Origin of the sequence: Cytobacillus sp. FSL W7-1323, from assembly GCF_038595015.1 — a bacterium.
GTDB classification, from domain to species: domain Bacteria; phylum Bacillota; class Bacilli; order Bacillales; family Cytobacillaceae; genus Cytobacillus; species Cytobacillus kochii.
In genome coordinates, this window is sequence record NZ_CP151998.1 from 1,978,705 (window position 1) to 2,004,099 (window position 25,395).

General features: G+C 37.4%; 21 protein-coding genes. 20 read left to right on the forward strand and 1 reads right to left on the reverse strand.

From position 1 onward, the window contains the following. Positions 1–247 precede the first annotated feature (247 nt). From MKX67_RS10305 to MKX67_RS10370, 14 genes are all read left to right on the forward strand, one after another. Positions 248–4,567 carry a PolC-type DNA polymerase III gene (locus MKX67_RS10305; protein ID WP_322909239.1) on the forward strand — a complete coding sequence of 1,440 codons (4,320 nt, stop codon included), beginning with the start codon at positions 248–250 and terminating at the stop codon, positions 4,565–4,567. A 235-nt stretch (positions 4,568–4,802) separates the two neighbouring features. Further along, complete coding sequence (rimP, locus tag MKX67_RS10310) at positions 4,803–5,273, forward strand: ribosome maturation factor RimP (RefSeq protein ID WP_095369494.1); 471 nt, start codon at positions 4,803–4,805, stop codon at positions 5,271–5,273. 45 nt (positions 5,274–5,318) lie between these two features. After that, complete coding sequence (nusA, locus tag MKX67_RS10315; RefSeq protein ID WP_191812158.1) at positions 5,319–6,443, forward strand: transcription termination factor NusA; 1,125 nt, start codon at positions 5,319–5,321, stop codon at positions 6,441–6,443. Between the two features lie 14 nt (positions 6,444–6,457). After that, a complete protein-coding gene (locus tag MKX67_RS10320; protein WP_095369493.1) occupies positions 6,458–6,730 on the forward strand; it encodes a YlxR family protein in 273 nt (90 codons plus the stop codon). A gap of 9 nt (positions 6,731–6,739) precedes the next feature. Beyond that, the gene (locus MKX67_RS10325; protein ID WP_095369492.1) at positions 6,740–7,042 is read left to right on the forward strand and encodes a YlxQ family RNA-binding protein; all 303 of its coding nucleotides are present in this window, start codon (positions 6,740–6,742) and stop codon (positions 7,040–7,042) included. Positions 7,043–7,061: 19 nt separating this feature from the next. Beyond that, a complete protein-coding gene (gene infB, locus MKX67_RS10330; RefSeq protein ID WP_095369491.1) occupies positions 7,062–9,191 on the forward strand; it encodes a translation initiation factor IF-2 in 2,130 nt (709 codons plus the stop codon). Then, positions 9,188–9,469 carry a DUF503 family protein gene (locus MKX67_RS10335; protein ID WP_095369490.1) on the forward strand — a complete coding sequence of 94 codons (282 nt, stop codon included), beginning with the start codon at positions 9,188–9,190 and terminating at the stop codon, positions 9,467–9,469. Before infB ends, MKX67_RS10335 begins: the two co-directional genes overlap by 4 nt. 16 nt (positions 9,470–9,485) lie before the next feature. After that, on the forward strand, positions 9,486–9,848 hold the full coding sequence (rbfA, locus tag MKX67_RS10340) for a 30S ribosome-binding factor RbfA (RefSeq protein WP_095369489.1): 363 nt from the start codon (positions 9,486–9,488) through the stop codon (positions 9,846–9,848). Positions 9,849–9,924: 76 nt separating this feature from the next. Then, positions 9,925–10,842, forward strand: coding sequence for a tRNA pseudouridine(55) synthase TruB (gene truB, locus MKX67_RS10345; RefSeq protein WP_095369488.1), 918 nt, complete (start codon positions 9,925–9,927; stop codon positions 10,840–10,842). Between the two features lie 82 nt (positions 10,843–10,924). After that, entirely contained in the window at positions 10,925–11,872 is a 948-nt protein-coding gene (ribF, locus tag MKX67_RS10350) for a bifunctional riboflavin kinase/FAD synthetase (RefSeq protein WP_095369487.1), read from the forward strand. Between the two features lie 126 nt (positions 11,873–11,998). Then, positions 11,999–12,268, forward strand: a complete 270-nt coding sequence (gene rpsO, locus MKX67_RS10355; RefSeq protein WP_095369486.1) for a 30S ribosomal protein S15 — start codon at positions 11,999–12,001, stop codon at positions 12,266–12,268. A gap of 201 nt (positions 12,269–12,469) precedes the next feature. After that, positions 12,470–14,593, forward strand: a complete 2,124-nt coding sequence (gene pnp / locus MKX67_RS10360) for a polyribonucleotide nucleotidyltransferase (RefSeq protein WP_095369485.1) — start codon at positions 12,470–12,472, stop codon at positions 14,591–14,593. Between the two features lie 204 nt (positions 14,594–14,797). Continuing rightward, positions 14,798–15,763, forward strand: coding sequence for a polysaccharide deacetylase family protein (locus MKX67_RS10365; RefSeq protein ID WP_322909240.1), 966 nt, complete (start codon positions 14,798–14,800; stop codon positions 15,761–15,763). A gap of 157 nt (positions 15,764–15,920) precedes the next feature. Continuing rightward, a complete protein-coding gene (locus MKX67_RS10370) occupies positions 15,921–17,156 on the forward strand; it encodes a pitrilysin family protein (RefSeq protein ID WP_322909241.1) in 1,236 nt (411 codons plus the stop codon). Positions 17,157–17,228: 72 nt separating this feature from the next. Here MKX67_RS10370 and MKX67_RS10375 read toward each other — a convergent pair whose 3' ends face one another. Continuing rightward, complete coding sequence (locus MKX67_RS10375) at positions 17,229–17,888, reverse strand: class I SAM-dependent methyltransferase (protein ID WP_342489217.1); 660 nt, start codon at positions 17,886–17,888, stop codon at positions 17,229–17,231. Between the two features lie 268 nt (positions 17,889–18,156). On the opposite strand from MKX67_RS10375, the gene dpaA reads away from it, so the two are divergent. The 6 genes from dpaA to MKX67_RS10405 all read left to right on the forward strand — a co-directional run bounded on the left by dpaA (position 18,157) and on the right by MKX67_RS10405 (position 25,359). Continuing rightward, positions 18,157–19,059 (forward strand): dipicolinic acid synthetase subunit A, encoded by a 903-nt coding sequence (gene dpaA / locus MKX67_RS10380; RefSeq protein ID WP_095369481.1) that lies wholly within the window; start codon positions 18,157–18,159, stop codon positions 19,057–19,059. Further along, entirely contained in the window at positions 19,056–19,655 is a 600-nt protein-coding gene (dpaB, locus tag MKX67_RS10385; RefSeq protein ID WP_095369480.1) for a dipicolinate synthase subunit B, read from the forward strand. The genes dpaA and dpaB overlap by 4 nt, the downstream gene beginning before the upstream one ends. Before the next feature lie 271 nt (positions 19,656–19,926). Next, on the forward strand, positions 19,927–20,976 hold the full coding sequence (gene asd, locus MKX67_RS10390) for an aspartate-semialdehyde dehydrogenase (protein ID WP_095369479.1): 1,050 nt from the start codon (positions 19,927–19,929) through the stop codon (positions 20,974–20,976). A gap of 24 nt (positions 20,977–21,000) precedes the next feature. Then, positions 21,001–22,233 (forward strand): aspartate kinase, encoded by a 1,233-nt coding sequence (gene dapG, locus MKX67_RS10395; protein WP_307314365.1) that lies wholly within the window; start codon positions 21,001–21,003, stop codon positions 22,231–22,233. 25 nt (positions 22,234–22,258) lie between these two features. After that, positions 22,259–23,125, forward strand: coding sequence for a 4-hydroxy-tetrahydrodipicolinate synthase (gene dapA, locus MKX67_RS10400; RefSeq protein WP_095369477.1), 867 nt, complete (start codon positions 22,259–22,261; stop codon positions 23,123–23,125). A gap of 569 nt (positions 23,126–23,694) precedes the next feature. After that, complete coding sequence (locus MKX67_RS10405; protein WP_218971969.1) at positions 23,695–25,359, forward strand: ribonuclease J; 1,665 nt, start codon at positions 23,695–23,697, stop codon at positions 25,357–25,359. The last annotated feature ends 36 nt before the right edge of the window (positions 25,360–25,395 follow it).

Sequence of the window (25,395 nt, forward strand, 5' to 3'; positions counted from 1 at the left end):
GATTGTAGTCCTATTAATAAATTGCGTCACTTTCCGAATTATAGCTTGATACTTATGCTTAATAGCCTACGCTTCATTCATTTTTGAAGTGTTAAATAACCCGTTCATTCCTCGGGGAAATAATATACATTACCACAAAATAGTTGACAATTAGCGTGATTTTTACTTTATCAAATCTAGTATTTAATTATGATATAATAGTGACCGATTGAAAAAAATAGAACGTTAATGAAGGGGGAGGGCTGAAATGAGCGATGTAAAAGGAAACAAAGAACGTTTTCAGCTCCTGTTACAACAATTAGAATTAACAGAAGATGCTTTTGTTCATTATTTTGAACAAGCCGAAATCATGAAAGTATATATTCAAAAAAAGGAAAAAAGGTGGCATTTTTCCTTTAGCTTAGAACAAATCTTACCGGCAACTGTTCTTCAAAGATTTGCAGCTCAATTGCACCACAAGTTTTCTCATATTGCACGTACCTCTTTTTCTATTACTGTTACGAATCAACAATATGATGAGAGCTTAATTCAAGATTATTGGACATTTTGTATGAAAGAAATTGAAGGCATCTCACCACCGATGCTTAAGCTTCTTCATGAGCAATTGCCGAAAATAAAGGGAAATAAGGTAATCGTTACCGTTAGTAATGATATGGAAAGTCAGTCTATTAAAAATAAGTATGCGCCCCTTATTCTTGATAGCTTTCAATCATTTGGATTTCCACCATTTCAAATTGAAACAGAATTGTCAACCGAAGAGAGCAATGAAGCATATGAGCGTTTCTTAGAAGCAAAGAGAAAAGAAGATCAAGAACGCGGCATGCAAGCAGCAATTGAAATGGAGAAGAAAGCATTAGAGCAAGAATCAGATACACCGATACCACAAGGGCCATTGACAGTTGGCCTGACAATTAAAGATGATGCTGACTTCCGCAAACTAATTGATATAGTTGACGAAGAAAGAAGAATTGCTGTGGAAGGTTACGTCTTTCATGCAGAAACAAAAGAACTCAGAAGTGGTCGGACATTATTAACTTTCAAAATTACTGATTATACAAGCTCGATACTTGTAAAAATGTTTTCCCGAGATAAAGAAGATGCTGCACTCTTTCAAATGGTACAAAAAGGCATGTGGCTGAAAGTTCGTGGTAGCATTCAAAATGATACCTTCGTGCGTGACCTAGTCATGATTGGTAATGATTTAAATGAAATTAAACCAATTGAAAGAAAAGATACAGCTAAGGAAGATGAAAAGCGGGTTGAACTTCATCTTCATACACCAATGAGCCAAATGGATGCCGTTAGTTCGGTTAGTGCGCTTGTTTCACAAGCAAAGAAGTGGGGACATAAAGCAATTGCGATTACAGACCATGCTGGTGCTCAATCCTTTCCAGAAGCATTTAATGCCGGTAAGAAAAATGGTATCAAAATACTTTATGGTGTTGAGGCGAACTTAATCGATGACGGTGTACCAATTGCTTATAATGATGCTCATAGACGAGTAGCTGAAGATACTTATGTTGTGTTTGACGTTGAAACGACTGGATTATCTGCTGTTTATGACACCATTATAGAACTTGCAGCCGTGAAAATTCACGACGGCGAGATTATTGATCGTTTTGAATCCTTTGCTAATCCGCATCATCCATTATCTGCTACGACAATTAATTTAACGGGCATAACAGATGATTTAGTAGAGAATGCCCCTGAAGTAGCTGACGTTTTAAAAGATTTTTACGAATGGACTGGCGATAGTGTGCTTGTGGCCCATAACGCTTCATTTGATATGGGTTTTTTAAATGTAGGGTATAAGAAAATAGGTCTTGGAAAAGCAACAAATCCCGTTGTAGATACACTTGAATTAGCGCGATTTTTACACCCTGAAATGAAAAATCATCGCCTCAACACATTGGCAAAGAAGTTTGATGTTGAACTAACTCAACATCACCGGGCAATATACGATGCGGAAGCGACAGGCTATATATTAATCAAAATGCTGAAGGATGCGATGGCTAAAGGCATTGAATACCATGATCAATTTAATGACAATATGGGTAAAGGAAATGCTTATCAAAGGGCTAGACCGTCCCATTGTACTTTGATAGCGCAAACGAGTGAAGGATTGAAGAATCTTTTTAAATTAGTCTCGATTGCTCATATTAATTATTTTTATCGTGTGCCACGTATTCCTCGCTCGGTATTACAGAAATATAGAGAAGGTATTATTGTTGGTTCTGGATGTGACAAAGGTGAAGTTTTTGAAGGGATGATGCAAAAATCGCCTGATGAAGTGGAAGAGATAGCTGAGTTTTATGATTATCTAGAGGTTCACCCTAAAGAGGTCTATGCTCATTTATTAGAATTAGAGTTAGTTCGTGACGAAAAGGCGCTCGAAGAAATCATTACGAACGTTGTACAACTTGGTGAAAAATTAAATATCCCAGTTGTTGCCACAGGGAATGTTCATTACTTAAATCCGAATGATAAGATTTATCGTAAGATTTTAGTAAATTCTCAAGGTGGGGCAAATCCGCTCAACCGTCATGAACTGCCTGATGTGCATTTTCGCACGACCAATGAAATGCTTGAATGCTTTGCATTTTTAGGAAAAGAAACAGCGAAAAAAATCGTAGTAGATAATACGAATAAAATTGCTGAGATGATTGATGAAATCAAACCAATAAAAGATGATCTCTATACGCCAAAAATAGAAGGCGCAGACGAAGAAATGCGTGAAATGAGCTATAGCATGGCGAGAAGTATTTACGGAGAAGAACTACCTGAAATCGTAGAAGCTCGTTTAGAGAAAGAATTAAAAAGTATTATCGGACATGGCTTTGCCGTTATTTACTTGATCTCTCATAAACTTGTTAAAAAGTCACTAAATGATGGCTACTTAGTAGGATCAAGGGGTTCGGTAGGTTCCTCATTTGTTGCGACAATGACGGAAATAACAGAGGTTAATCCACTGCCTCCTCATTACGTCTGCCCTGATTGTAAACACTCTGAGTTTTTTGATGATGGTTCAGTAGGTTCAGGGTTTGATTTACCAGATAAAGATTGTCCAAACTGTTCTCAGCATTATCGTAAAGATGGCCATGATATTCCATTTGAAACTTTCTTAGGCTTTAAAGGGGATAAAGTACCAGATATTGACTTGAACTTCTCCGGGGAATATCAGCCTAGAGCTCATAACTATACAAAAGTTCTTTTTGGTGAAGAATATGTATATCGGGCAGGAACGATCGGTACTGTAGCAGACAAAACGGCATTCGGCTATGTTAAAGCGTATCAAAATGATAATAATCTTCAAATTCGAGGCGCAGAAATTGATCGCTTAGCTTCTGGTTGTACCGGTGTTAAGCGAACAACTGGACAACATCCAGGCGGCATTATTGTTGTTCCTGATTATATGGATATTTATGATTTTTCACCTATCCAGTTTCCGGCTGATGATCGTAATTCAGAATGGAAAACAACTCATTTTGACTTCCACTCCATTCATGATAATGTGTTGAAGCTAGATATACTTGGTCATGATGATCCCACTGTTATTAGGATGTTGCAAGATTTAAGTGGGATTGATCCGAAGACCATTCCAACCGATGATCCAGAAGTAATGAAAATCTTCAGTGGAACGGAATCGTTAGGCGTCACAGAAGAGCAAATTATGTGTAAAACAGGGACATTTGGTATTCCGGAGTTCGGAACAAGGTTTGTTCGACAAATGCTAGAAGACACGAAACCAACGACATTTTCTGAGCTTGTTCAAATTTCAGGTCTTTCACATGGAACTGATGTATGGCTCGGCAATGCCCAAGAGTTAATTCATAACAATACATGCACATTAAGTGAAGTTATTGGATGTCGTGATGATATTATGGTGTATTTAATTTATCAAGGCTTAGAACCGGCTTTCGCTTTTAAAATTATGGAATCAGTCCGAAAAGGAAAAGGCCTGACAGAAGAGATGGAAGCGGAAATGAGGAAGAATGAAGTACCTGAGTGGTATATTGACTCTTGCTTAAAGATAAAATATATGTTCCCTAAAGCCCATGCCGCTGCCTATGTCTTAATGGCGGTACGTATAGCCTACTTTAAAGTTCATCATGCGCTTTTATATTATGCAGCTTATTTTACCGTTCGTGCAGAAGATTTTGATATAGATGCGATGGTAAAAGGCTCACAGGCGATCCGAGCAAAAATTGAAGAAATCAATGCGAAAGGCTTAGATGCTTCTACAAAAGAAAAAAACTTGCTGACTGTAATGGAGTTAGCGCTTGAAATGAATGAAAGAGGATATAGTTTCCAAAAAGTTGATTTGTATAAATCCAGTGCAAGTGACTTTATTATTGAAGGTAATACACTGATTCCGCCGTTCAACTCTATACCAGGATTAGGTACGAACGCAGCACTGAATATTGTAAAAGCAAGAGGAGAAGGAGACTTCCTATCGAAGGAAGATCTTCAGCAAAGAGGTAAGGTATCTAAAACAATTATCGAGTACTTAAATAATCATGGTTGTTTAGAAGAATTACCAGACCAAAATCAGTTAAGTTTGTTCTAAGTCGCTTTTACAGCTATTCCATTTGCATAAAAATTATGGTTATGGTATAGTTTTATTGGAAATACTAACGGATATCTTCGCAAACAAGAGTGGGGCAACCCACTCTTTCGTCTTGTTATTAACCAAAATTTTCATCGGTTACAAAGATGATCCGGTATATCTCGATTAGCAGCAACTCTAGTGTTTGCTGCTACATTTATAATGAATAGGCATCTTGCTAGAAGGAGGGATAAAGATGAGTAAAGTGACTGAAGAAGTTGAACAATTAGTCACTCCTATTTTGAGCGATCTTCAGTTGGAATTAGTTGAGATCGAATATGTGAAGGAAGGAAAAGACTGGTTTCTTCGTGTCTTTATTGATAAAGAGACAGGCGTTGATATAGAAGAGTGTGGAGTAGTTAGTGAACGCTTAAGTGAGAAATTAGATGAAATTGACCCAATTCCTTACAACTATTTCCTTGAGGTCTCTTCACCAGGAGCGGAACGCCCTCTAAAAAAAGAACAAGATTTCATGAAAGCAATTGGTAAAAACGTATTTATAAAAACGTATGAACCAATAGATGGAGAAAAAACATTTGAAGGTGTATTAACAGACTTCGATGGCCATATCGTTAAAGTTGAAATGAAAGTTAAAACAAGAAAGAAAACGGTAGAATTACCGTATGAAAAAATCGCAAAAGCTCGCTTAGCTATTGTCTTCTCATAAAGCAATTGGCGTAACGCAACTTATTTAAAGGGGGATATGAATCACATGAGCAGTGAATTATTAGATGCTCTTATTTTGCTTGAAAAGGAAAAAGGAATTTCACGAGATGTCATTATTGATGCAATGGAAGCCGCGTTAGTGTCTGCTTATCGTAGAAACTTTAATCAAGCACAAAATGTCCGTATTGATTTAAATTTAGGTAGTGGCACTATGAAAGTATTTGCCCGCAAAGAAGTCGTTGATGAAGTGTTTGATCCAAGATTAGAGATTTCTATCGAGGATGCACGCAAGATTAATCCTAACTATACGGTTGAAGATATTGTAGAAATGGAAGTAACGCCAAAAGATTTTGGTAGAATTGCTGCACAAACAGCCAAACAAGTCGTTACTCAACGTGTTCGTGAAGCAGAAAGAGGCATTATCTATTCTGAATTCATTGATCGAGAAGAGGATATCATGACAGGCATTGTCCAAAGACAAGACGCAAAATTTATTTACGTTAGTCTTGGTAAGATTGAAGCGATTTTACCTGTAAGTGAACAGATGCCTAGTGAACAGTATCGCCCACATGATCGTATTAAAGTGTTTATTACAAAAGTCGAAAAAACGACAAAAGGTCCACAAATTTATGTTTCTAGAACACACCCAGGACTTTTAAAACGTCTTTTTGAAATTGAAGTACCAGAAATTTATGACGGTACTGTTGAATTAAAATCTGTTGCGCGTGAAGCGGGAGATCGCTCAAAAATCTCTGTACATTCTGATAATCCAGAGGTAGATCCAGTTGGTTCATGTGTTGGACCTAAAGGTACACGTGTGCAAGCCGTTGTTAACGAGTTAAAAGGTGAAAAAATTGACATTGTGAAGTGGTCTAGCGATCCAGTTGTCTTTGTAGCCAATGCATTAAGTCCTTCTAAAGTGTTAGATGTTGTAGTAAATGAAGAGGACAAAGCGACAACGGTTGTTGTTCCAGATTATCAACTATCGCTAGCTATTGGGAAACGCGGACAAAATGCAAGACTTGCGGCGAAGCTTACTGGTTGGAAAATTGATATTAAATCAGAGACAGAAGCAAGAGAAGCCGGCACATATCCAAGAGATGAAGCTCTTTTAAGCTATCATCAAGATGATGAAGATGAAGATTTTACATTCCCTGAAGATAAGGAATAAGAGGTGAATGGCTGGTGAACAAAAGCAGAAAAATTCCGATGAGAAAATGTATAGCGACGGGAGAAATGATGCCGAAGAAATCACTCGTACGCATTGTTCGCTCAAAAGAAGGCGAAGTTTCGGTTGATGTTACAGGTAAGAAATCCGGTCGTGGAGCGTATCTTACAAAAAGCAAGGAAGCCATCTTACTTGCAAAAAAGAAAAATATTTTAGCTAGTCATCTAGATGTACAAGTGGATGAGGACATATATAACGAACTTTTAGATCTTATTGAAAAGGAGAAATGACCGTCCAAAATGAATGAGAGAAAATGGATGTCATTACTTGGCTTGGCCAATCGAGCGCGTAAAATCACTTCAGGTGAAGAGCTTTCTATAAGCGATATTAGAAAAGGGAAAGCGAAGCTGGTTTTGTTGTCTGCAGATGCTTCTGCTAATACGACAAAAAAAGTAACAGACAAATGTAAATCTTATGCTGTTCCTTATAAGATTGTCCCAGACAGAGAATTGTTAGGGCAAGCAATTGGCAAGGAAGCAAGAGTAGTGGTGGCTGTTTTAGACGCTGGATTCGCCAAAAAGCTATTAACGTTGCTCGATTAATTCTAGCGGGGGTGAAAGCATGAGTAAAATTCGCGTTTACGAATATGCTAAAAAACATAATCTATCTAGTAAAGATGTAATTACGAAATTAAAGGAAATGAATATAGAGGTTTCGAATCATATGACAACATTAGAACCAGGTGAAGTAACAAAATTAGACGGTATTTACAATAAGCAAGAAGAGAAGCAACCACAAAAACAACAATCAGCGCAAGCACAACCTGCAAACAATCAGAAAAATAAACCAGCAGGTGCACCAAAAGGCAATAGAAATAAGCCAAATAATAATAATAATAAGAATCAAAAACCTAATCGCAATAATAATCAAAAAAATAAACCAAAGAATAAAGGGCAGAAGCCACCTCAACCACCAGCACCTAAAAAAGTAAAAGAATTACCAGAGAAAATTACTTTTACTGAATCACTAACGGTTGGTGAGCTTGCTAAGAAGCTCCATAGAGAGCCTTCAGAAATCATTAAAAAGCTATTTATGCTTGGTGTGATGGCAACAATTAACCAAGAACTAGATAAAGATTCAATTGAGTTAATTGCAGGCGAATATGGTGTTGATGTAGAAGAAGAAGTATTAGTAGATGTGACAGATTTAGAAGCATATTTCACTGAAGATGAAGAGACTAATCTTGAGGAACGTCCATCTGTTGTAACGATTATGGGTCACGTTGACCATGGTAAAACGACATTACTTGATTCCATTCGCCACACAAAGGTAACTGCTGGCGAAGCTGGTGGAATTACACAGCATATCGGTGCCTATCAAGTAGAAGATAAAGGTAAGAAGATTACATTTCTAGATACACCTGGTCATGCGGCATTTACAACAATGCGTGCCCGTGGAGCGAAAATAACTGATATTACAATTTTAGTTGTTGCAGCGGATGATGGTGTGATGCCGCAGACAATTGAAGCAATTAACCATGCTAAAGCTGCTGAGGTACCAATTATTGTTGCTGTTAATAAAATGGATAAAGAAGCGGCAAATCCTGACCGTGTAATGCAAGAGCTAACAGAACATGGATTAGTTCCTGAAGCATGGGGCGGAGATACAATCTTTGTACCGATTTCAGCCATTAAAGGTGACGGTATTGATGAGTTGTTAGAAATGATTCTCCTTGTTGGTGAAGTAGAAGAATATAAGGCGAACCCTAATCGTAATGCTGTCGGAACAGTTATTGAAGCACAGCTTGATAAAGGTAGAGGATCAGTAGCCACATTACTTGTACAAAACGGAACATTGAAGGTTGGTGATCCGATTGTTGTCGGTAATACATTTGGACGCGTACGTGCAATGGTTAATGACCTTGGACGTCGAGTAAAAACTGCGGGACCATCTACTCCTGTAGAAATTACAGGATTGAATGATGTCCCTCAAGCAGGTGACAGATTTGCTGTTCTAGAAGACGAGAAATCTGCGCGCCAAGTAGGGGAAGCACGTGCACAATTAGCTCTACAAGCACAAAGATCTGAGAAATCTCGTGTTAGCCTTGATAACTTATTTGAGCATATGAAAGAAGGGGAAATGAAGGACATAAACATCGTTGTAAAAGCTGATGTCCAAGGTTCTGCTGAAGCCCTAACTTCCGCATTAAATAAGATTGATGTAGAAGGCGTAAAAGTACGTATTCTTCATACAGGTGCGGGTGCCATTAATGAATCAGATATTACGCTTGCTGCTGCATTTAACGCAATCGTTATCGGCTTTAACGTAAGACCAGATACGAATGCAAAACGTGCTGCTGAAGCAGAAGATGTTGATATTCGTCTACACCGCATCATTTATAACGTAATTGAAGAAATTGAATTAGCAATGAAAGGGATGCTAGACCCAGAGTTTGAAGAAAAAATTATTGGTCAAGCAGAAGTCCGTCAAACATTTAAAGTATCAAAAATTGGTACAATTGCTGGTTCTTATGTTACGGAAGGTAAAATCACAAGAGATTCTGGTATTCGCCTAATTAGAGATGGCGTTGTTATTTTCGAAGGTGAAATTGATGCGTTAAAACGCTTCAAAGATGATGCGAAAGAAGTAGCAACAAATTACGAATGTGGTATCACAATTAAGAACTACAATGATGTCAAAGAAGGCGACATCATTGAAGCTTATATTATGCAAGAAATTGAGCGTAAATGATTGTAGGTTTGGTTTCGTGTGAGTGTATGATATATGATGCTCGTTCATTAAAGGAGAAGAGAAGTGTATTACAGCGAATCCTCACTCGTCTGCAACAGAAGTTTAACATTTCTGTTGCAGAAGTAGGGTTTCAAGATACATGGCAACATACGCAAATTGCCATAACTGCTGTAGCTTCAAGTAAGCAAGCCGTTGAGTGGGAGCTTTCAAATGCGCTTAAATTAATTGATTCTTTTCCTGAGATTGAACGGACAATTACAGACATTGAATGGCTTTGAAAAAGAGGTGTAACAATTGAGCCTAAGATCAAATAGAGTTGGCGAGCAAATGAAAAAAGAGCTCGGAGAAATTATCGGTCGAAAAATTAAAGATCCACGAGTGGGATTTGTAACAGTAACAGACGTTCATGTGACAGGTGATTTACAACAAGCTACTGTCTATATTTCTGTTCTCGGTAATGAAGAGCAAAGAGAAGATACATTGAGAGGATTGGCTAAAGCTAAAGGGTTTATCCGTTCTGAAATTGGTCAGAGAATACGTTTGAGAAAAACCCCTGAAATCACTTTTGAGTTTGACGAATCAATCGATTACGGTAATCGTATTGAAACACTCCTTCATCAAATTCAAGATGACGGTCAATCCAAAGATAAGGAATAAATAATGATTGGCGGATAGACGTTTGTCTATCCGTATTTATTTCACCTTAATTTGAATTTGAAAGGGGGCGTACAAAATGGAAGGAATATTACCTTTATTAAAGCCAAAAGGAATGACTTCTCATGACTGTGTATTCAAGTTACGCAAGATTCTAAAAACGAAAAAGGTGGGTCACACAGGAACATTGGACCCTGAGGTAACTGGCGTATTACCTATTTGTATTGGACGTGCTACGAAGGTTGCCGAATATATTACGGATGCAGGTAAAGAGTATGAAGGAGAGGTCACAATAGGTTTCTCTACAACGACAGAAGATGCCTCAGGTGAAGTGGTTGAAGAGAAGAAGGTAGATAAACCGATTACTCGAGAAGAGATTATCGCGGTGTTCCAGCAATTAACTGGAGAGATTGTCCAAACACCACCCCTGTATTCTGCTGTTAAAGTGAATGGTAAAAGACTTTATGAATATGCACGACTAGGGCAAGAAGTGGAGCGGCCAAGTAGAAAAGTGCGCATTGATCGTATCACCTTGCTAAATGAGCAGGAAGTATATAATGGGGAACGGATTACTTTTCGTTTTCGTGTTGCATGTGGAAAAGGAACATATATTAGAACATTAGCAGTTATGATGGGTGAACTTCTTGGTTATCCTGCCCATATGTCTGATTTAACTCGCATCCGGTCTGCAGACTTTACTATTGAGGATTGTTTGACATTACCACAAGTGGAGGAAGTGATGAACGAGGGAAGAATAGCTGATGTGCTCAAACCTTTAGAATGGGGGATTAGCTATTTGCCGAAATATCAAATAAATGATAAAGTAGCAATGAAAGTGAAGAATGGCGCAGTTCTTCCTACTCCCGAAGAACTTGAGAGTGTATCTGGTCCTATTGTAATGGAGACTGTGAACAATCAAGCGTTAGCCCTGTATATCCATCATCCTGATAAACCAGGTATAATAAAGCCAACTAAAGTTCTATACATAGGTGAATAGGGTAAAGGTAAACGTTCTTTAACATAAAGTAGACGTTCTATGCCTATCTTCATGTTTAAACAATATAAAAAGGTGAATGATCATGGAAGTTATAAAAATAGTACATCCACATAACCATACTAAAGATAGCTGGCCACCTCTTTCAATGGCATTGGGCTTTTTCGACGGTGTTCATCTTGGTCACCAGAAAGTGATGCAAAATGCAAAGGAGAAGGCAGCTGAACTAGGGTTGAAAAGTGCCGTAATGACATTTGATCCTCATCCATCAGCTGTATTAGGTGATCCACAAGAACAAATTAGATACATCACACCGATAAATGAGAAAATTAAGATTGTTGCACAGTTAGGCATTGATTATTTATTTATTGTGCACTTTTCTAAAGCATTTGCTAATCTAGATCCAGAAGCTTTTATCGATCAGTATATTATTGATTTAAATGTATCACATGTATCTGCTGGATTTGATTATACGTATGGTAAATTCGGAAAAGGCACTATGGATACGATAAAGACACATGCTAAAGGGTATTTCTCTACAACCACGATTCCACAATTAAAAAGAGATAATGCCAAGATTAGTTCCTCGCTTATTAGGTCTTACTTAAAAGAGGGGAGCGTTGAAAAAATCCCTCCGCTTTTGGGAAGATACTATACAGTTAGTGGTCCGGTCGTGCAAGGTGATCAAAGAGGGAGACAATTAGGTTTTCCAACAGCAAACGTTGCTGTTAGCGAAGATTTCATCACCCCGCCTACAGGTGTTTACGCTGTAAGAATTTTTGTTCAAGGAAAATGGCGTAAAGGGGTCTGTAATTTAGGCTATAAGCCAACTTTCCATGATGACTTAAAGACCCCTTCTATTGAAGTTCATATTTTTGATTTCGATCAAGATATATATGGTGAAGAGGTTGAAGTAGAGTGGCATCAACATATTAGAGATGAACGAAAGTTTAATGGAATTGAAGCTTTAATAGAGCAAATTGCTAAAGATAAGCAAGCAACACTCGATTATTTTGCAAAAAACAACGGTTAATTCTTGCATTTTGTCTAAAAAAGTTGTATTCTTATAAACGTATTGATTGATGAACCTTTGCTTGGCAAGTCGAGTCACCGACGCTCGCTCAGTAACAGGGGATTGAAATTTTAGGAGGTGAATCGGATGGCAATCACTAAAGAACGTAAAAATGAACTTATCAGTGAGTACAAAACTCATGAAAATGATACTGGATCTCCAGAAGTTCAAATCGCTGTCCTTACAGAAGAAATCAACAATTTGAACGAACATTTACGTACTCATAAGAAAGATCACCACTCTCGTCGTGGTCTATTAAAAATGGTAGGTAAACGTCGTAACCTATTAACTTACCTTCGTAACAAAGATGTACAACGTTACCGTGAGTTAATCAATAAGCTTGGTTTACGTCGATAATAAGAAGCTTGTCTTCTTATTTGAAGAAGCGGGATTTTTTCCCGCTTTTTTATTAGCCTAAAAACGCTATTCTACATAAAATTTTGTTATTTTATATATTTGAAAAAGTGTGCATAATAGTATTAATGATGAAAATATGTCATGGCATTTTGCTTTAGTATATATGATTTTGTAAGTGAAATGGTAGAGAGGGGTACAAATATGGGACAAGATAAGCATATCTACAGCATAGATTGGGCTGGACGCAAGTTGTCTGTTGAAATTGGACAATTAGCAAAGCAAGCAAACGGTGCTGTATTGGTTCGCTATGGTGATACAGCTGTACTAAGTACAGCAACGGCATCAAAAGAACCGAAGAACTTAGATTTCTTTCCACTTACTGTGAACTATGAGGAAAGATTATACGCAGTCGGTAAAATACCTGGCGGCTTTATTAAACGTGAAGGTCGTCCAAGTGAAAGAGCCATTCTAGCTAGCCGATTAATTGATAGACCAATTCGACCACTTTTCCCGGACGGTTTCCGCAATGATGTTCAAGTTGTCAGTATGGTTATGAGTGTCGACCAAGATTGTTCTTCGGAAATGGCGGCAATGTTTGGGTCATCTCTTGCATTAAGTGTTTCTGATATTCCGTTTGCCGGTCCAATTGCAGGTGTAACTGTTGGCAGAGTTGACAATGAATTTATCATTAACCCTTCTGTAGAACAAACAGAAAAAAGTGATATTCATTTAGTCGTTGCTGGTACGAAAGATGCGATCAACATGGTAGAAGCAGGGGCAGAAGAAGTTCCTGAAGAAACGATGCTTGAAGCAATTATGTTTGGTCATGATGAGATAAAACGATTAATTGCCTTCCAAGAGAAGATTGCTGAAGAAATTGGTAAAGACAAGATGGAAGTTACACTTTATCAAGTCGATGAAGAGATTAATGCAACTGTGCGCGCTATGTGTGAAGCGGATATGATTCCTGCTATTCAAGTTCAAGAAAAACATGCTAGAGAAGCGGCCATTAAAGTTGTCAAAGATAAAGTGATCACCCATTTTGAAGAGCAAGAAGTTGATGATGACTATCTTAAACAAGTAAAGCAAGTACTTGATAAAATTGTTAAACAAGAAGTACGCCGCTTAATTACTGAAGATAAAGTAAGACCTGATGGGCGTGGACTAGAGGAAATTCGTCCGCTGTCATCTGAGATTGATTTACTTCCACGTACACATGGATCAGGACTGTTTACACGTGGTCAAACACAAGCGTTGAGCATTTGTACATTAGGTGCGCTTGGTGATGTACAAATTTTAGATGGTCTTGGCATTGAAGAAGAAAAACGTTTTATGCACCATTATAATTTTCCTAATTTCAGTGTTGGTGAAACTGGCCCGATGAGAGGACCTGGTCGTCGTGAAATCGGACACGGTGCTTTAGGAGAAAGAGCTTTAGAACCAATTATTCCATCAGAAAAGGATTTTCCTTATACGATTCGACTTGTTTCTGAAGTGTTGGAATCTAATGGTTCCACCTCACAAGCAAGTATCTGTGCAAGTACTTTAGCAATGATGGACGCTGGGGTACCAATTAAAGCGCCAGTTGCTGGTATTGCGATGGGTCTTATCAAATCAGGTGATTATTACTCTATTCTAACCGATATTCAAGGAATGGAAGATCACTTAGGTGATATGGACTTTAAAGTAGCAGGTACAAGTAAAGGCGTTACAGCACTACAAATGGATATTAAAATAGATGGTCTTTCTAGAGAAATTTTAGAAGAGGCATTACAACAAGCAAAAATCGGTAGAATGCAGATTCTTGATTCCATGCTAGCAACAATTGCTGAACCTAATAAAGAGCTTTCACAATATGCACCGAAAATCTTAATGATGTCAATTAACCCAGATAAAATCCGTGATGTTATTGGACCAAGTGGAAAACAAATCAATAAAATCATTGAAGAAACGGGCGTAAAAATTGATATCGAACAAGATGGTACAGTATTTATTTCTTCAGTCGATGAAGCGATGAACCAAAAAGCGAAGAAAATCATTGAAGATATCGTTCGTGAAGTAGAAGTTGGACAAATGTATTTGGGTAAAGTGAAGCGCATAGAGAAATTTGGTGCTTTCGTAGAAATCTTTAATGGGAAAGATGGACTTGTTCATATTTCTGAACTAGCTGAAGAGCGGGTAGGAAAAGTCGAAGATGTGCTTTCAATAGGTGATGAAGTCCTTGTAAAAGTGACGGAAATCGATAAACAAGGTAGAGTGAACCTTTCTCGTAAAGCTGTATTAAAAGAGCAGCGTGAACAAAAAGAAAAAGCTGAGAATAAATAAACTTGTAAGAAAGTCAGGGTTGTCCCCTGATTTTTTTCTTTCTTTTTTTGTTAGAATATAAAATGATGATGTTTTTTGTGAGCCCTTGGCTTGTTTCTTTTACTTGTCAAAGGGATTGTTATTATGTAAGCGCTTTATCAAATAGTTAAACTGTTCTACCTTGTCCTCCTTTAACATATTTTAATGAAGAGGGAGGCTGGTGTTATGAGAAAAATTGGATACACGCTGGTAATAGTCATTAGTGGATTTTTAATCGTTGCGAACCCGTTAACAGATCAATATATGTCTTTAGCCCTGAATGAAAGCATATCGGTAAGTAAAGTAGATGATCCGCTTTTAATAGAAATAAAGGAGCAAGCGAAGACGTTTGAAGTACCTGCCAAGGATGCTGTTATAGATAGAGTATGGAAGGCGATTCCAGGATTAAATGGACTAAAGGTTGATGTGAATGCATCTTATAAAAAGATGAAAAAGGACGGGTCCTTTGATAAAGAGAAACTCGTATTTTCCGAAGTAAAACCAAAAATCCATCTAGAAGATTTAGAACCTTCACCGATTTATAAGGGCCATCCAGACAAGCCGATGGTTAGTTTATTAATTAATGTAGCTTGGGGAAATGAGTATCTTCCTAAAATGTTGGAAACATTAAAGAAACATAATGTAAAAGCAACGTTTTTTTTAGAAGGAAGATGGACGCAAAATAACCCTGATTTAGCAAAAATGATTGTTGCCGCAGGGCACGAAATTGGCAATCATTCTTATACGCATCCTGATTTGAAAGTTGCTTCTGATCAAAAAACGAAAGAAGAAATTGCGAAAACTAACGAAGTCATAGAGGCGACGACTGAACAAAAGGTGAAATGGTTTGCCCCCCCAAGTGGTAGTTATCGTAATCAAACCGTCAACATTGCTAATGGGCAAGGACTACTTACTGTGATGTGGACTGTCGATACGATAGATTGGCAAAAACCATCACCTGAAACGATTATTAATCGTGTAGTCAATAAAGTAGAAAATGGTTCAATGGTCTTAATGCATCCAACAGAATCAACAGCAAATGCACTGGACAGAATGATTGTAGGGATTAAAGACAAAGACTTACAAATTGGGACAGTGACATCCTTATTATCAGAGGAAAGAATCGGATCACACGAAAAGCCGAAAAAATAACAAGCGAGATTTTGCAAAAAATAGCAACAATAGATACACTTATGTTATTCTACCATCATGAGTCTTTTTTTCTAATGAATGATAAACAGTTGTTTTGAAAAGCATTTCGTATCATTCGAAAAAAAGACAGCTTGCAAACAGAACAGGAGGAGCATGCTTGATTAAAAGATATACTTGCAAAAATGGAACAAGAATCGTATTAGAAAATATTCCGACTGTCCGCTCTGTTGCCATTGGCGTTTGGATTGGAACAGGATCAAGAAATGAAGATAAAGAGAATAATGGGATTTCCCACTTTCTTGAACATATGATTTTTAAAGGTACAGAGTCAAAAACAGCTAGAGAAATAGCGGAGTCTTTTGATAGTATTGGTGGACAAGTGAACGCTTTCACATCAAAGGAATATACATGCTATTACGCAAAAGTACTGGATACTCACGCCTCATTTGCGTTAGATGTACTAGCAGATATGTTTTTCAACTCTTCCTTCGATAACGAAGAGTTGAAAAAAGAGAAAAATGTTGTCTACGAAGAAATTAAAATGTATGAAGATACACCGGATGATATTGTCCATGATGTTTTAAGCAAGGGTGTATATGAAAGTCATTCATTGGGGTACCCTATACTCGGAACGGAAGAAACACTAGAAACGTTTAACGGGGACACATTAAGAGACTATATGCATAATCACTATATATCTGAGAATGTCGTCATCTCCATTGCAGGTAATGTGCCTGAATCATTTATTAAAGAAGTTGAGTCGCATTTTGGTACATATACAGGTGGTAGTCCGGCAGTAAACGAAACAGTACCTACTTTTCACAATAATAAGATCGCCAGAAAGAAAGAAACGGAACAAGCGCATCTTTGTTTAGGGTTTAACGGACTTCCAGTCGGTCATGATGATATGTATCAGTTGATCGTTCTAAATAATATTCTTGGTGGTAGCATGAGTAGTCGCTTATTCCAAGATGTGAGGGAAGATAAGGGGCTCGCTTACTCTGTGTTTTCTTATCACTCTTCTTTTAAAGATAGTGGTTTGGTTACAATATATGGCGGTACCGGTGCGAAACAAATGAATGTTCTTTTCGAAACGATTCAGAACACATTAGACGTTTTAAAACGAAACGGAATAACAGAAAAAGAATTAGTCAATAGTAAAGAGCAATTAAAAGGTGGCTTAATGCTAAGTTTAGAAAGTACAAATAGTCGCATGAGCCGTAACGGCAAAAATGAACTATTGCTTGGATCTCATCGTACATTAGATAAAATTATTGAAGAAATTGATGAAGTATCAATGGATGAAGTCAATGAAATGGCGAAAAAGATCTTTACAGATGACTACTCCTTAGCCTTAATTAGTCCAGATGGTGAATTACCTCAAGGGCTATAAATAAAAGAGAACAATTTCCCGTTTGTTAAGATAGGAAATTGTTCTTTTTTTATTATAAAAATTATATTTTCTTTAGCCTTTGTTCTTTTTTAAAACCGCACGAAAACAACTTAATTCTCCCCATATAGTTGATGTGAGGACATTAGAAGGTCGGGTGAAGGTCACATGATCAAAAAAGGTTAATCCAGCTTCGTGAATCATACGATTGAACATGTCTAGATCGATGGTAGGATATTCACATGTTAAAATAATAAGTCCATCCTCTTTTAATACACGTTTAAACTCTACAAGGCTTTTATATATATCCTCAATACTTAAATGTTCAATAACGGAAATACAGAAGATTTTATCAAATAGTTGCCCACTGTATGGTAAATCAGTTAAGGAACAGCAATTCATAGATAAGTTGTTTAACAATCGCTGTACATTTCCTTCTTGTATGTCGTCATGTGTATATGTTTCCTTCATATCTAACAAAATGGCTTTACTGTCTAATAATCTCTCATCGATATCACAGGCAAAAGTGTGTTTGCATATCTCACTTAGATAAAATTTTAAGGGATGCCCCAATCCACAGGCTGCATCGAGAACAATTTCATTTTTGTCTGCAAAATTTTTTGCCCATTCATACTCATAGGGTCTTGTTTCCCATTCCTTAGGTAACTGGAAGACAAACTGCTGAGATTTCGGATCGTCAGTTGTAATAAACCTAGAATCTGTTATGTTTTTCATTTTATTTCCTCCTCACTTAGCATTTTATTGTATGTGAATAAAGATGAGTCGCTACCTCACTATTTAATAACTTTTCTTATTTAAAGTGTTTTTTAAAAGTAAGGAGTTTCGTCCTTCATTCTTTATCAATCTTCTCTTCACAACTAAGGTTCAAACTTAGAGTCTATTCTTTGTTAGAGAACTCACCGAATAGGTCATTTCTACATAAGATGTTGAAGTAATTGAGTAAAAGAACATAAAAAGTTCTTTAAAAGAAGGTGAGTGTTGCATGCTGACAGGATTACAAATTGCAGTGATCGGCGGAGATGCAAGGCAGCTTGAGGTCATTCGTAAGCTGACAGAATTGGATGCAAAATTATATTTAGTTGGTTTTGAACAGCTTGACCACGCTTTTTCTGGTGCAGTAAAGGAGAAGTTAGATGAAGTTGACTTTACATGCATTGACGCCATTATATTGCCAGTGCCTGGGGCTGGGGTGGATGGACAGATTGATACAATTTTCTCTAATGAAAAAATTACAATAAATGAAGAAATTTTAAAGAAAACACCGCAACATTGTAAAATTTATTCTGGTATTAATCCTCCTTATCTTCAAGAAATTTCAACCAAAGCAGATCGTGAAGTTGTTCAATTATTTAATCGTGATGATGTCGCAATATACAATTCAATCCCCACTGTTGAAGGTGCATTAATGATGGCCATTCAACATACTGATTTTACAATTCACGGATCAAATGTGACTGTATTAGGACTAGGAAGAACAGGTATGAGTATAGCTCGTGCATTTCATGCTTTAGGAGCTAAAGTGAAAGTAGGAGCTAGAAAAAGCGAGCATATAGCGAGAATAACTGAAATGGGTCTTACGCCTTTTCATTTGAGTGATATTGAAGAAGCCGTTGTGGATACAGATATATGCATTAATACAATTCCCGTACAAGTCGTGGTGGCGTCAGTAATAGCGAAAATGCCAGTTCATACGCTCATTATTGATTTAGCTTCTAAACCGGGTGGTACGGACTTTAGGTACGCAGAGAAACGCGGGGTCAAAGCACTATTAGCACCTGGCCTTCCAGGAATCGTTGCACCAAAAACAGCGGGACGTATTTTAGCTAATGTTCTTTCACAATTGATTTTGGCTAATTTTGATGAAAGGGAGGATAAACAATCATGAATTTAAAAGGGAAAAAAATAGGATTCGGGTTAACTGGGTCGCATTGCACATATGATGCCGTTTTTCCGGAAATAGAGAAGTTAGTCGGGGCAGGAGCTGAAGTAATACCAGTCGTGACTTTTACAGTTCAAAACACGGTGACAAGATTTGGCGATGGAGAAGATTGGATTAAAAGAATAGAAGAAGTGACTGGGAATAAAGTCATCGATTCTATTGTAAAAGCAGAACCATTAGGTCCGAAAATCCCATTAGATTGCATGGTTGTTGCCCCATTAACAGGAAACTCCATGAGTAAATTTGCAAATGCTATGACAGATTCTCCAGTGCTTATGGCTGCCAAAGCAACATTAAGGAACGAAAAACCAGTTGTACTAGGTATATCGACTAATGATGCACTTGGCTTAAATGGCACAAATCTCATGCGTTTAATGTCAACAAAAAATATTTATTTTATCCCATTTGGGCAAGATGACCCGGTGAAGAAACCGAACTCAATGGTCGCCCGTATGACCGCATTATCTGATACAATAGTGAAAGCAATAAATGGTGAACAGATTCAGCCAGTCATTGTAGAAAGATACAAAGATGGTAACTAAGTTCGAGATTTATCATAGTTCCTTTTGTTAACTCATGAATATTTAGCAGACGACGGCTTTCGCCAGTAGACTTGGCGATAAGCCATGTTTTCTCATAAAATTTTATTTTTTAATGCGGGAATATGATAAAATATAAAATAATCTTAGTATACTATCTCTAGCTCGCTCTCATAGCTGAAATACGACTGAAAGATAGTCGCTCACTTGTTTGTTAGCTGAAAGGTAAACTAAAAAATATCAATCATTATGTTGGCCGGAAGGAGAAATGGTTATGACAGAGAAAAAAGACTTCCATGTAGCTGTAGTAGGAGCAACAGGAGCAGTAGGTGAACAAATGTTAAAAACATTGGAAGAGCGTGCTTTTCCGATATCAACGTTGAAAGTATTATCTTCGTCTCGCTCAGCTGGGAAGAAGATTCAATATAACGGTAAGGAATATACTGTAGAAGAAGCTACACCTGATAGTTTTGAAGGTGTAGATATTGCCTTGTTTAGTGCAGGGGGAAGTGTATCCAAACAATTAGCTCCAGAAGCGGTAAAGAGAGGAGCAATTGTGGTTGATAATACGAGTGCATTCCGTATGGATGAAAATACTCCACTCATCGTACCTGAAGTAAATGAAGAAGACTTGCATAACCATAATGGCATCATTGCCAATCCCAATTGTTCAACCATTCAAATGGTTGTAGCGCTTGAACCGATTAGAAAAGCATTTGGTTTAAATAAAGTGATTGTCTCCACTTATCAAGCAGTCTCTGGCTCAGGGCAAGCAGCTATTGATGAATTGCAAGAGCAAACAAGAGCGATCCTAGATAATCAAGCATACACGCCTGAAGTATTGCCAGTAAAGGGTGATAAAAAGCATTATCAAATCGCTTTTAACGCCATTCCTCAAATAGATAAATTTGTTGATAACGGTTATACATTTGAAGAAATGAAAATGATTAATGAAACGAAAAAAATTATGCATCTGCCTTCTTTACCAGTCGCTGCGACTTGTGTTCGTCTACCCGTAGGAACTGGTCATTCTGAATCTGTGTATTTTGAGATTGATCAGGAAGGCATTAACGCAAAGGATATAAAAGCTTTGTTAAGTACCGCACCAGGTATAGAACTACAAGATGACCCTGAACAGCAAATTTATCCAATGCCAGCAGATTGTGTTGGTAAATCAGAAGTGTTCGTCGGTCGGATTCGCAATGACTTAGATGAGCCAAAAGGGTTCCATATGTGGGTCGTTTCTGATAATCTACTAAAAGGTGCAGCCTGGAATTCTGTACAAATCGCAGAAAGTCTTGTTAAATTAAAGTTAGTGAAATAAATTGCAATTACTCGAGGTGTTAAGATGAAAATCGTCGTTCAAAAATTTGGCGGTACATCGGTAAAAAATGAAGAAGGCAGGAGTCATGCATTAAGGCATATTAAAAATGCCGTTCAGGAAGGGTTCAAAGTGGTAGTTGTTGTTTCTGCAATGGGAAGAAAGGGAGACCCTTATGCAACAGACACGTTATTATCACTTGTTGGTGCGCCCCTTGCCAAAATCAATAAACGTGAAACAGATTTATTACTATCTTGTGGAGAAGTTATTTCAAGTGTTGTATTTACGAATATGCTTTTAGAAAATGAGCTAACGGCGACCGCATTAACAGGTGCGCAAGCTGGTTTTCGTACAAATCATGATCATATGAATGCGAAGATTATTGATATGAAATGTGAACGTTTAAAAAACGAGTTAGAATTACATGATGTTGTTGTCGTTGCAGGCTTTCAAGGATCAGCTAGAAACGGTGATACAACGACGATTGGACGTGGCGGTAGTGATACTTCAGCAGCTGCGCTAGGTTCTGCCCTTAATGCAGAGTGGATTGATATATTCACAGATGTTGAAGGGATTATGACAGCTGATCCGCGGATTGCACAGAATGCACGTTCTTTGGATGTCGTAACTTATACGGAAGTTTGCAATATGGCTTATCAAGGTGCAAAGGTTATTCATCCACGAGCAGTTGAAATCGCGATGCAATCAAAAATTCCCATTCGTATCCGTTCCACTTATACAGACGGTTTAGGGACGCTAGTTACGGCTGTTACGAAACAAAGTAGAGGAACAGATATAAAAGAAAGGCCGGTTACCGGGATTGCACATGTAGCGAATATTACGCAAATTAAAGTGGTTGCTAAAGAAAATCAGTATGACCTACAATCAGAGGTTTTTAAGGCAATGGCTAAAGAAGGCATTAGCGTTGATTTCATTAATATTTATCCACATGGAGTAACCTATACAGTGACCGAAGAAATGACCGATAAAGCGATACAAATTTTAAATGGATTAGGTCATGAACCAAAAGTGGAAAGAGGCTGTGCGAAAGTTTCAGTTGTCGGTGCAGGTATGCAAGGTGTACCTGGTGTTGCCTCTAAAATTGTAACAGCACTTTCGGAACAAGGCATTAGAATTATGCAATCAGCAGATAGCCATACGACTATTTGGGTTTTAGTTGAACAAGAAGATTTGCCGAAAGCAGTCAATGCACTCCATGATGCCTTTCATTTAGAAAAAGATCAAGTAGAAATGATATAAGTGATTATTAAAAAGAGGTGTAAAAATGGTTTTATTCGGAAGAGTTTCAACAGCAATGGTTACGCCATTCGATATCAATGGGCATATTGATTTTGCAAAGACAACTCAGTTGATTAATCATTTGATTGAGAATGGGACAGATTCCCTTGTTGTTGCTGGAACAACAGGCGAATCCCCTACGTTAACGAAAGAAGAAAAGCTTGCTTTGTTTAAACATGTAGTGAAGGTAACGGATGGACGCGTGCCAGTTATTGCCGGTACAGGTAGCAATAATACTTACTCATCCATTGAATTAACGAAAAAAGCAGCAGAAATTGGTGTAGATGCCATCATGTTAGTCGCTCCTTATTACAATAAGCCAAACCAAGCTGGCTTATATGAACATTTTAAAGCGATCGCAGCAAGTACAGATTTACCTGTTATGTTATATAATATTCCAGGTCGATCATCTGTTAATATTGCACCTGAAACAATTATTGAACTATCCAAGATTAAAAATATTGTCTCTGTAAAAGAAGCGAGTGGTGATCTTAATGCAATGACGAAGATTATCGCTGAAACAGATGACGATTTCTTGTTATATAGTGGCGACGATGGTATCGCTTTACCAGTCTTATCCATTGGTGGAGCAGGTGTTGTATCAGTGGCCTCACATATAATCGGCTCTGAAATTCAAGAAATGGTGCAAGCATTTTTAGATGGACACTATCAAGAGGCTGCAAAATTGCACCAATCCTTACTACCAATAATGGAAGCGATGTTTGCAGCGCCAAGTCCTGTACCAGTTAAAACCGCTTTGCAGGTCAAAGGCCTTGATGTCGGTTCGGTGCGTTTACCAATGGTACCACTTTCTGAACAAGAAAGAGCTACACTGATTGCCATTATTAAATAGTTAGCAAAAAATTCTGAACGTTCATTCCCACCTTAGGGTTTGAATTGTTCAGATTTTTTTTGTGATGTCATAACAAATTTACACTGGATAGTGGAGTAAAAAGGGGGCTCATCTTATATTTCACACAAATCTAAAATATATTAAGCAAACATAAGTAGTGCAGCTATCCTTGGAGAAGTTTTCGCATACTAGCTGAACTAGAGATATTTAAATCTTTGATTACTACTATTTAGTCCTTGTTCAATCCAAATCCAATACATCAATCGGGATGAAGGGAATTTACACGTTTCTTGGGTCTTTTACGTTCTTTTTTTAAAAGCAAGACTAACTGAATTATTAAAAACTTGATATTAGGTATCACTTTTTGAGGAGAGTATTTGCTAAAGTAAAATTATCCTTTATTGTGCCGTCTTCTTTAATTACTAAAGTGTTTAATTACTTAATTTAACTGGATAAATTGCTTAATAACCGCAAAAATGCATAAATTTGGTTGTTATTATTTTCTTAGTTAAAGTATAATGGGAATAACTGATTTTGATCGGGTGAATGAACTATAGGAGGATACATAAGTGAAAAGACAGAACGAAAGCATCAAGTTAGCAGCACTAGGTGGAGTTGGTGAATTAGGAAAGAATATGTACATAATCGAAGTTGATGAGGATTTATTCGTAATCGATGCAGGTTTAATGCTTCCAGAGAACGAAATGCTTGGAATTGATACGGTTATTCCAGATTTCACCTATCTTATTCAACAAAAAGATCGTGTGCAAGGAGTATTTTTAACCCACGGACATGAAGACCATATTGGAGCTTTATCTTATTTGCTTCGTCAAATTGAGGCCCCGGTATACGGAACTAAGCTTACGATTGCGTTAGCAAAAGCAAAAATGAAAGAGCAAGGATTTAAAGGGAAAGCTAAACTAGTGGAAATACATAGTGATACTGAACTACACTTTGATCATTGTGAAATTTCATTTTTTAAAACAAATCATAGCATCCCAGACAGTGTTGGGGTATGTATTCATACCTCACAAGGCAGTATCGTCTACACTGGGGATTTTAAATTTGACCAAGCGGCTGGCCCACTTTATAAAGCCGAAATTGGAAAAATGGCTAAAATCGGAGAAAATGGCGTTTTATGCTTATTATCTGATAGTACAGAAGCAGAAAAGCCGGGCTACACAAAATCTGAAGCTGAAGTATTAGATGATTTAGTGAAGCATTTTTATCAAGCAAAAGGGAGAGTCGTAGTAGCTACATTTGCGTCTGAGTTAATTAGGATTCAACAAGTATTTGACGCTGCGAAACAGACTAACCGAAAAGTAGCAATAGTAGGAAGAAGTTTGCAAAAAATATATGATATTGCCATCAGATTAGGGTTTTTGGATATTTATGAAGACGTAATGGTTTCTATGAACGATGTGAAAAACTTGGCAGATGAAGAAATCATTTATTTAGTGACAGGTACGCAAGGAGAGCCAATTGATGCACTGTATAAGATGGCGAAAAACTCTCACCGTCAAGTGCATATTCAATCTGGAGATTATGTGATATTCTTTGCTTCTCCTTTGAGAGGTTCGGAAGTTTATTTATCAAAAACAGTTGATGTATTGTTCAGGGGAGGAGCACATGTGGTCTCAGGTAAAGGGAGTTTTAATACATCTAGTCATGGTAGCAAAGAAGAGCTTAAATTCATGATTAATTTAATGAATCCGAGATATTTCTTTCCTGTTCATGGAGAATATAGGATGTTAAAGGCACATGCAAAAGTAGCTGAGTCGACTGGTATGGAAAGTGAAGCTATTTTTATTCCTGAAAAGGGAGAATTATATGAAATAGCAAAAGGAACCATGAAAAATGTGGGGAAGATCCCAACCGGACATGTATTAATTGATGGCAGTGGTGTAGGTGATGTTGGTAATATTGTCCTTAGAGATCGTAAGTTATTATCTCAAGATGGGATATTACTTGTGGTTGTTACGTTAAACAAAAAACAAAAAATCATTTCAGCAGGACCAGAAATTATTACAAGAGGCTTTGTTTATGTTAGAGAATCTGAAGAATTACTTGCAGAAGCAAGCAAATTGGTAAAAGAAATTGTTGAAGCCAAACTATCGAAAGAAGCTTTTGACTGGTCAGGTATCAAACAAGATATGAGAGAAGGTCTCAATCAGTTCTTATTTGATAAAACAAAACGTCGTCCGATGATCTTACCGATAATTATGGAGTCCTAAAAAAGCAGGCAATTACGTATTCGTGGTTGCCTGCTT

Excerpts from the sequence above, each read along its gene's own strand:
- MKX67_RS10305 (WP_322909239.1), top strand. The coding sequence starts at position 248 with ATGAGCGATGTAAAAGGAAACAAAGAACGTTTTCAGCTCCTGTTACAA.
- rimP (WP_095369494.1), top strand. The coding sequence starts at position 4,803 with ATGAGTAAAGTGACTGAAGAAGTTGAACAATTAGTCACTCCTATTTTG.
- nusA (WP_191812158.1), top strand. The coding sequence starts at position 5,319 with ATGAGCAGTGAATTATTAGATGCTCTTATTTTGCTTGAAAAGGAAAAA.
- MKX67_RS10325 (WP_095369492.1), top strand. The coding sequence starts at position 6,740 with ATGAATGAGAGAAAATGGATGTCATTACTTGGCTTGGCCAATCGAGCG.
- infB (WP_095369491.1), top strand. The coding sequence starts at position 7,062 with ATGAGTAAAATTCGCGTTTACGAATATGCTAAAAAACATAATCTATCT.
- MKX67_RS10335 (WP_095369490.1), top strand. The coding sequence starts at position 9,188 with ATGATTGTAGGTTTGGTTTCGTGTGAGTGTATGATATATGATGCTCGT.
- truB (WP_095369488.1), top strand. The coding sequence starts at position 9,925 with ATGGAAGGAATATTACCTTTATTAAAGCCAAAAGGAATGACTTCTCAT.
- ribF (WP_095369487.1), top strand. The coding sequence starts at position 10,925 with ATGGAAGTTATAAAAATAGTACATCCACATAACCATACTAAAGATAGC.
- rpsO (WP_095369486.1), top strand. The coding sequence starts at position 11,999 with ATGGCAATCACTAAAGAACGTAAAAATGAACTTATCAGTGAGTACAAA.
- pnp (WP_095369485.1), top strand. The coding sequence starts at position 12,470 with ATGGGACAAGATAAGCATATCTACAGCATAGATTGGGCTGGACGCAAG.
- MKX67_RS10365 (WP_322909240.1), top strand. The coding sequence starts at position 14,798 with ATGAGAAAAATTGGATACACGCTGGTAATAGTCATTAGTGGATTTTTA.
- MKX67_RS10375 (WP_342489217.1), bottom strand. The coding sequence starts at position 17,888 with ATGAAAAACATAACAGATTCTAGGTTTATTACAACTGACGATCCGAAA.
- dpaA (WP_095369481.1), top strand. The coding sequence starts at position 18,157 with ATGCTGACAGGATTACAAATTGCAGTGATCGGCGGAGATGCAAGGCAG.
- dpaB (WP_095369480.1), top strand. The coding sequence starts at position 19,056 with ATGAATTTAAAAGGGAAAAAAATAGGATTCGGGTTAACTGGGTCGCAT.
- asd (WP_095369479.1), top strand. The coding sequence starts at position 19,927 with ATGACAGAGAAAAAAGACTTCCATGTAGCTGTAGTAGGAGCAACAGGA.
- dapG (WP_307314365.1), top strand. The coding sequence starts at position 21,001 with ATGAAAATCGTCGTTCAAAAATTTGGCGGTACATCGGTAAAAAATGAA.
- dapA (WP_095369477.1), top strand. The coding sequence starts at position 22,259 with ATGGTTTTATTCGGAAGAGTTTCAACAGCAATGGTTACGCCATTCGAT.